The organism is Petrocella sp. (genome assembly GCF_059865615.1).
This window is the reverse complement of sequence record NZ_JCBCDA010000055.1, coordinates 1-7,154: the sequence shown is the minus strand read 5'-3', so window position 1 is coordinate 7,154 and position 7,154 is coordinate 1. Positions and strand designations below refer to the sequence as shown.

The 7,154-nt window shown below is 37.0% G+C and carries 3 protein-coding genes, 7 tRNA genes, 1 rRNA gene, 3 pseudogenes and 1 riboswitch; of the genes and pseudogenes, 1 reads left to right on the top strand and 13 read right to left on the bottom strand.

The window, feature by feature from the left end; genetic code table 11:
- The 3 pseudogenes from AC6F8J_RS06560 to AC6F8J_RS06550 all read right to left on the bottom strand — a co-directional run.
- Window positions 1–314 (bottom strand): annotated as a pseudogene (locus AC6F8J_RS06560) (aminotransferase class I/II-fold pyridoxal phosphate-dependent enzyme); the annotation flags it as partial.
- Between the two features lie 217 nt (window positions 315–531).
- Window positions 532–1,749: pseudogene (locus AC6F8J_RS06555) on the bottom strand (ammonium transporter); the annotation flags it as partial.
- Between the two features lie 117 nt (window positions 1,750–1,866).
- Window positions 1,867–2,208, bottom strand: a pseudogene (locus AC6F8J_RS06550) (P-II family nitrogen regulator); the annotation flags it as partial.
- Between the two features lie 822 nt (window positions 2,209–3,030).
- A riboswitch (SAM riboswitch) is annotated at window positions 3,031–3,131 on the top strand.
- A gap of 111 nt (window positions 3,132–3,242) precedes the next feature.
- Between AC6F8J_RS06550 and AC6F8J_RS06545 the strand changes: the two are divergent.
- Window positions 3,243–4,538, top strand: a complete 1,296-nt coding sequence (locus AC6F8J_RS06545; protein WP_500721932.1) for an aminotransferase class V-fold PLP-dependent enzyme — start codon at window positions 3,243–3,245, stop codon at window positions 4,536–4,538.
- A gap of 136 nt (window positions 4,539–4,674) precedes the next feature.
- Here AC6F8J_RS06545 and AC6F8J_RS06540 read toward each other — a convergent pair whose 3' ends face one another.
- From AC6F8J_RS06540 to AC6F8J_RS06495, 10 genes are all read right to left on the bottom strand, one after another.
- Window positions 4,675–5,337 (bottom strand): NUDIX domain-containing protein, encoded by a 663-nt coding sequence (locus AC6F8J_RS06540; protein WP_500721931.1) that lies wholly within the window; start codon window positions 5,335–5,337, stop codon window positions 4,675–4,677.
- Between the two features lie 31 nt (window positions 5,338–5,368).
- Window positions 5,369–5,815: a hypothetical protein gene (locus tag AC6F8J_RS06535; RefSeq protein ID WP_500721930.1), complete on the bottom strand. Its 447-nt coding sequence runs from the start codon at window positions 5,813–5,815 to the stop codon at window positions 5,369–5,371.
- Window positions 5,816–6,013: 198 nt separating this feature from the next.
- Window positions 6,014–6,086: transfer RNA gene (locus AC6F8J_RS06530), tRNA-Lys, on the bottom strand.
- 26 nt (window positions 6,087–6,112) lie between these two features.
- Window positions 6,113–6,185, bottom strand: a tRNA-Phe gene (locus tag AC6F8J_RS06525).
- Between the two features lie 26 nt (window positions 6,186–6,211).
- A tRNA-Met gene (locus AC6F8J_RS06520) sits at window positions 6,212–6,285 on the bottom strand.
- Window positions 6,286–6,375: 90 nt separating this feature from the next.
- Window positions 6,376–6,456, bottom strand: a tRNA-Tyr gene (locus AC6F8J_RS06515).
- Window positions 6,457–6,478: 22 nt separating this feature from the next.
- Window positions 6,479–6,551: transfer RNA gene (locus AC6F8J_RS06510), tRNA-Thr, on the bottom strand.
- Between the two features lie 79 nt (window positions 6,552–6,630).
- Window positions 6,631–6,703: transfer RNA gene (locus AC6F8J_RS06505), tRNA-Val, on the bottom strand.
- Between the two features lie 28 nt (window positions 6,704–6,731).
- Window positions 6,732–6,805, bottom strand: a tRNA-Asp gene (locus tag AC6F8J_RS06500).
- A gap of 227 nt (window positions 6,806–7,032) precedes the next feature.
- A 23S ribosomal RNA gene (locus AC6F8J_RS06495) occupies window positions 7,033–7,154 on the bottom strand; the annotation flags it as partial.

Genomic DNA, 7,154 nt, shown 5'->3' with positions numbered 1-7,154 from the left:
TGATGACAATTCCTAGCAACCAAAACAGTATCTTCTGCTTCATGAATACCCCCAATAGCACTTAAAATACCCATAGTACTTCCATTAACCAGAAAAATCGTTCTTTTGGTCCCATACAGTTTAGAAATATAATCCATACTTTCTTTTAAAATGCCACTGGCTTGATAAAGATGGTCTGTGCCCGGTACCTCTGTTACATCTATGGTGTAGGCATCCTTAACCAAACGATATCTTCCCCCTTTATGACCGGGCATGTGCATGGGATATATTTTATGGTTATAACTTTTAAGATGATCATAGAGATTTTTTTTCATTTGCTTACCCTCTTTTCATTCTTTGTAACTATATCTATTGTACGGAATTTTTCAATAAAAAACAAGCCAACAAAAAACTATGTCAAATGACATAGTTTTTTGCTTAAAGATTTTTAGGATGAGGAATAATACTATATAATCTGCTATTGCAGCTCATACCTATAATAATTAAAAAACGCTCCTATGCGCCATGATGAACTGTAACACCTTTGATTTCGAAGTCTGCATAACTATCAATACCATGTTCTTCAATATCAAGTCCATTTTGTTCTTCTGATGCACTAACTCTTAATCCAATTAACTTGTCTACAATCTTGAAGACAACGAAAGCCGTTGGAAAAACCCATGCAGCAACGGCAACAACACCGACTGCTTGAATCGCTAATTGACCAAAGCCTCCACCATAAAGTAAACCACCATCAGTAGCAAATACTCCTACTAGTAATGTACCAACTGCCCCTGTGATACCATGAACACTCACAGCACCAACCGGGTCGTCTACCTTAAGTACTTTGTCTATAAACTCTACTGCAAAGACAATTACAATACCTGCAATAATCCCTATGAAGAATGCGCCCATTGGAGAAACCGCTGCACAACCTGCGGTAATCGCTACAAGGCCTGCTAATGCCCCATTAAGTGACATAGATACGTCCGGTTTTTTGTAACGAATCCAAGTTACAAGCATGGCAACAATTGCTGCCGCTGCTGCTGCCAAGTTCGTGGTAACAAAGATTTGACCGATAGCGATAGCGTCCTCAGCAGAAGAAGCTGCCAGCTGTGATCCGGGATTAAACCCAAACCAACCAAACCAAAGTATAAATACACCTAGTGCACCAAGTGTTAATGAGTGACCGGGAATCGCATTAGATTTACCGGATTTCGAATATTTCCCAATTCTAGGACCTAATATTGCCGCACCAACTAGGGCTGTCCAACCACCGACAGAATGTACTGCTGTTGAACCTGCAAAATCTATAAAACCTTCTGCACCACCTATAGATAAGGTGGATAACCAACCACCACCCCAGATCCAATGACCTGATACTGGGTAAATAACAACTGAAATAAAGAAACTATATACCAAGTAAGAAATGAATTTTGTACGTTCAGCCATGGCACCTGATACAATAGTCGCTGCTGTAGCACAAAAAACAGTTTGAAATATTAAAGATGTATAGTCATCATAAAAAACAAAGCCTGACCAACCAAATAAACCAAAATTACTTACACCATACATAATACTATAGCCTACGAGCCAAAACATAACCGATCCAACAGAAAAGTCCATAAGGTTCTTCATAATGATATTACCTGCATTTTTTGATCTGGTAAAGCCAGTTTCTACCATTGCAAATCCCGCTTGCATAAAAAACACCAACGCTGCTGCAATTAACACCCATATCGTATCTAAAACTAATTTTATATCTTCCATTATTCTTCACTCCTTCAACATTATCTTTTATGTTGCATTCACTATTCTTTATTGTCTAGAATGCAATCCCAATCCCATTTAGTTACATGTTTGCTTCGTCCTACCCTTGTGAACCGCTTATAAAGCTTTAACGCCTTCTTCGCCTGTCCTTACCTTAATCACATTTTCTACCGGATAAATAAATATTTTTCCGTCACCAATCTCTCCAGTTCTAAGTACTTCCTTAGCTACTTCAACGACTTTTTCTACCGGTACCTCAGATACAACAACTTCAATTCTTGATTTTGGTAATAAGTCAATCTCATATTCTGTTCCTCTATAATATTCTGTTTTACCTTTTTGTAAGCCACAACCCAATACATGTGAAAATGTCATACCTGTAATCCCGATTTCATTTAAAGCAACTTTTAAAGCTTCAACTTTGCTTGGTCTTGTAATAATATCGATTTTTGTAATCTTGTCCATAGTAATCCTCCTCTTAAAAACTTAATTTGTAATAATACTTACTTTTAACATCGAATAGATACTTTTTTCTTCTATCATCTTGTGAATTGCTTAATGGGTTGTGTAAGTGTCATATAAAAAAAATGATGGCCATCATATTTTTGAATCTGGGGAAACAAGAAAAGAAGCTACGCTTCGTTATGAGCTCTTCTCATATTTCAGAACGGTTCGAAAGGAAAGGACCTTGGCGCATTCAGCTATGTTTTAAAGCCGAATGCTAGAGTATGACTTTCCTAGAGAATAAAAAAAGGCCCACATACTTCAATTTAGAAGTATGTGAACCACTTTGTTCACGTTATTAATTGATGTGCACCATTGCAATGTCAATTAATGAATATGGAACTATTATAGTATGCTTTAAAACATCTGTCAATACTTTTTTCAAGATAATGATTTTTTCCAATAAAAAACTTGCATATATACTTATGAATCTATAAAAAATAAGCTTTATAAAGCTTATTTTGCAATACCTATCACCTTTACCATCATAATCTTTAATGTTAATTTTTTTTAAACTGAACTATTACTGTTGTATATAGTGATTAATAAATGATTTATATAATTCCTTTTACTATGACTTATTCTAGTTTTTAATGACTTGTATTGACACCGGTTTCCTCTCATGCTATGATTAGAAAAATTAGCTGATTGATATTATTTATCAATGATTAAAGTTTCATTATTATTTAGTTGAACTTTAATGTTAGGGTTAAAGGGCCAAAATTAAGTTTCAACTATATAGTTTTGGCACCTTATCCAGTCATATAATTTTAAAACATCTTATTAAGAGTGGTGGAGGGAATAGGCCCTGTGAAACCCGGCAACCAGCAAGCAGTTGTATGGTGCTAATTCCTACAGCATAAGCTGAGAAATAAGACGCATTCTGGAATGATACGCTTCTATTTCTTAACAGGAATAGTTTTTTTATACCTAAATTCTATGATTGTCTGATACGTAACTATATAACCCATACACAAAGGAGTGATATGATGAGCAATAGCAAACATACTTACGGATTTGATACTTTACAATTACATGCCGGTCAGGAGCCTGATTCTGCAACCGGCTCACGAGCGGTACCCATCTACCAAACAAGTGCTTATAGTTTTAGAGATTTTGAACATGGAAAAAATCTTTTTAACTTAAGTGAGCCCGGCAATATTTACACACGTATTATGAATCCAACTACCGATGTTTTTGAGAAACGTATTGCCGCCCTTGAAGGTGGTGTGGCTGCTCTTGCTGTTGCTTCCGGATCTGCAGCCATTACCTATGCCATTCAAAATATCGCATCTGCTGGTGATGAAATCGTAGCAGCCAATTCTCTATATGGTGGTACCCATAACTTACTAAAAAATACATTACCAAAGTTTGGCATCAAAACCCATTTAGTCAATCCTGATCGAATTGAAAACTTTGCTGAAAAAATTAATGATAATACTAAAGCCATCTATATTGAAACCATCGGTAATCCATTGACCAATATTATAGATATTGAAGCAGTGGCCAATCTCGCTCACAAGAACGGTTTACCTCTCATCGTTGACAATACTTTTGCCACACCTTATTTAAATAGACCCATAGAATTTGGTGCTGATATTGTTGTACATTCAGCTACAAAGTTCATAGGTGGGCATGGTACTTCTATCGGAGGTGTCATTGTAGATGCCGGTAATTTTGATTGGGCCGCTAGTGGGCGATTTAAAAGCTTTACAGAGCCTGATCCAAGCTACCACGGTATTGTATACTCTGAAGCTCTCGGAAACCTTGCGTACATCATTAAGGCTAGAGTAACTTTATTACGTGATACGGGTGCCGCTATTAGTCCATTTAACTCATTCCTATTCTTACAAGGGCTAGAAACTCTTTCCCTAAGAGTAGAACGTCATGTATCTAATGCTAAGAAAATTGCAGAATATTTAAATAACCATGAACTTGTAAACTGGGTACACTATCCTTCATTAAAAGATGACCCTTATCATGAACTTGCTCAAAAATATTTACCAAAAGGATCCGGAAGTATTTTCACTTTTGGCATTAAAGGCGATGAAGTTGCAGCAGAGAAATTCATCAATGCTCTTGAATTATTTTCCCATTTGGCCAATGTAGCTGATGCCAAGTCTTTGGTTATTCATCCAAGTACGACAACCCATCAACAATTAAGTGATGAAGATCAGATTGCAGCAGGTATCACGAAAGACACCATAAGACTTTCAATAGGTATCGAAGATGTTGATGATCTAATCTATGACCTGGATCAAGCCTTTAAAGCTACATTATTATAAAACTATTTTACCAGAATCAGAAAAAGATTGCTCTTAGGCAATCTTTTTCTGATTTATAACATCATTTAAGTTTCAAAATGATGCTTAAAAACTCACACTTAGTTCAAGGATCTATTCTTAGTAATATAGCCACGCTTTAATCTTTGAATAAATCTAAAAAGACCTTAGTTATCTCTCCAGTCATACCCCAAATGATATGATGATTATATCTATAAAAATATACTTTACGCTTATGCTTCATCCAAGGTTTATCGTATTTATCCGGCAAGCCTAATGATTTTGAGGTAAGAGCTATCACTTCGTCACCTTCTTCAACGATAAAGGATGGCCTAACCTCCATATCGATATAATTAATTTCGGTTTTCATATTAAGTAGTATTTCAAGTGGAACTGTAAATACCGAGGCAACCTCTTCGTTAAGATCTAGTACTTGTAAATCATCAATCTTTAGAACACCTACAAACACATCTATAGTCACATCTGAGTGAGCAACCAAAGTACCTAGATGGCCAATTACCTCTATCTTACTCTCTTCAATACCCAGTTCCTCTGAGGTCTCTCTAACCGCTGTTCTTTCATAGTCGCCTTTATCAACATTCTCTTGACCGCCGCCCGGAAAACCAATCTCACCACCTTGTCGAATATGCTCACTTCTTACTTGGTAGAGGACATGAATTTCATCCTTCATATCAATTAGAGGAATTAGTACTGCAGCATTTAGGTACTTATCTTCCTTACCAATAAGGATATCCGTATGTTTTAAACTTTTTTTTAGTTTTTTAAGTACTGGATCCAACATAGCTCCACCTCATGTCTTTTGTTATAATAATCTACATTTTAACCTTATTAGGACAGAATAGACACCAACGATTATAACAGAATTTACAGACTTTAGTTTTGATCATTAAAATCACTGTGCCCCATATAATTAAGTAGGGTATAAGCAAGTAATATCTACCATCCATACTGGTAAGAGGCAATACAAAAACCATCAACATGGAACCAATTGTAGATACGTATTCATAAAAAGTATATTTTCCTGTTTTTTTATAAGGCAATTTTTTTGCTAATTGACCTGGTATCTTATGATGACAAGAACCATTCATACTGTGGGGACATTTTCTACAATAGCGCATTAATACCACATATCCAGAAAGAAATAATAGAAGAACATATAAAGCACCATACATCATTGAAAACGTTGTTATGGTAAATATACCTATTATTAAAGCTATCGTCAGCACAACCATGCTTATTATTCCATACCTATTCTTCATCTTTACCTCCCGAGTCTTAATAATAACATTATACAATAGAATGTAGTTACCGTCAGTAGTTATCCACACTAGTAAGTTATGCTCTGTAATTCATCAACAATTCTCAGCTTGGAAATAATCATTCATTATTTATGCTAACTGCATATAAAACCTATTAGAATATAAAAAAAAATTACCTATACAATAGATAATCTAGAATGAGTCACCCGGGGTTCGAACCCGAGACAACTGGATTAAAAGTCCAGTGCTCTACCAGCTGAGCTAGTGACCCTTATAAGTTATGAAGTTAAAGTTGAATGCCCAGAGCCGGAATCGAACCAGCGACACGAGGATTTTCAGTCCTCTGCTCTACCGACTGAGCTATCTGGGCTGATGCATTTGATACAATGTTACCAATTGCGGAGAGAGGATTTGAACCTCTGACCTTCGGGTTATGAGCCCGACGAGCTTCCAGACTGCTCCACTCCGCGTCGTTGTTGATTCGATGAACCAACTATATGGAACAAACAAACCGATCAGACCTATAATTTTTATAAAGAGGACTGTCTTTATTGTTTGAATGGAGGGAGAAGGATTCGAACCTTCGAAGCTATCGCAACATATTTACAGTCTGCCCCCTTTGGCCACTCGGGAACCCCTCCAAATGATTATTAAATTGTTAAAAGCCGACGACCGGACTCGAACCGGTAACCTGCTGATTACAAGTCAGCTGCTCTGCCAATTGAGCCACGTCGGCAAAAGGTTGTTTCTAAACTCAAAAAATACACATCGATATTATTCTCTAATATTTATGTGCTATGAATTTGTATATCGAATGGGCGCAACAGGGCTCGAACCTGTGACCCCCTGCTTGTAAGGCAGGTGCTCTCCCAGCTGAGCTATGCGCCCTGGGATATTTACATAATTAAATTGATGACGACCCAGAAGGGACTCGAACCCTCGACCTCCGCCGTGACAGGGCGGCGCTCTAACCAACTGAGCCACTGGGCCATAATTTGTCACTACTTTACATTATTCTTTTTCCCCAGTAAGCTACCTTGGTCCTATCATGTGCGCTTCGCTTCACTCCTTGAACTGAGCCACTGGGCCATAATTTGTCACTACTTTACTTTTCAGTATTCATTTACAAACACTGAAAACCGCATAAGAGATTGTTTACATCGTTTCTTACATGCACATATTTTAATCTTAAGCTCATATCTTTATAATCACTTTCTTAGTTCAAGCCCTCGACCTATTAGTATTAGTCAGCTGAACACGTTACCGTGCTTACACCCCTAACCTATCAACCTGCTAGTCTTCCAGGGGTCTTACTCCATTTCTGGATGAGATATCTTAT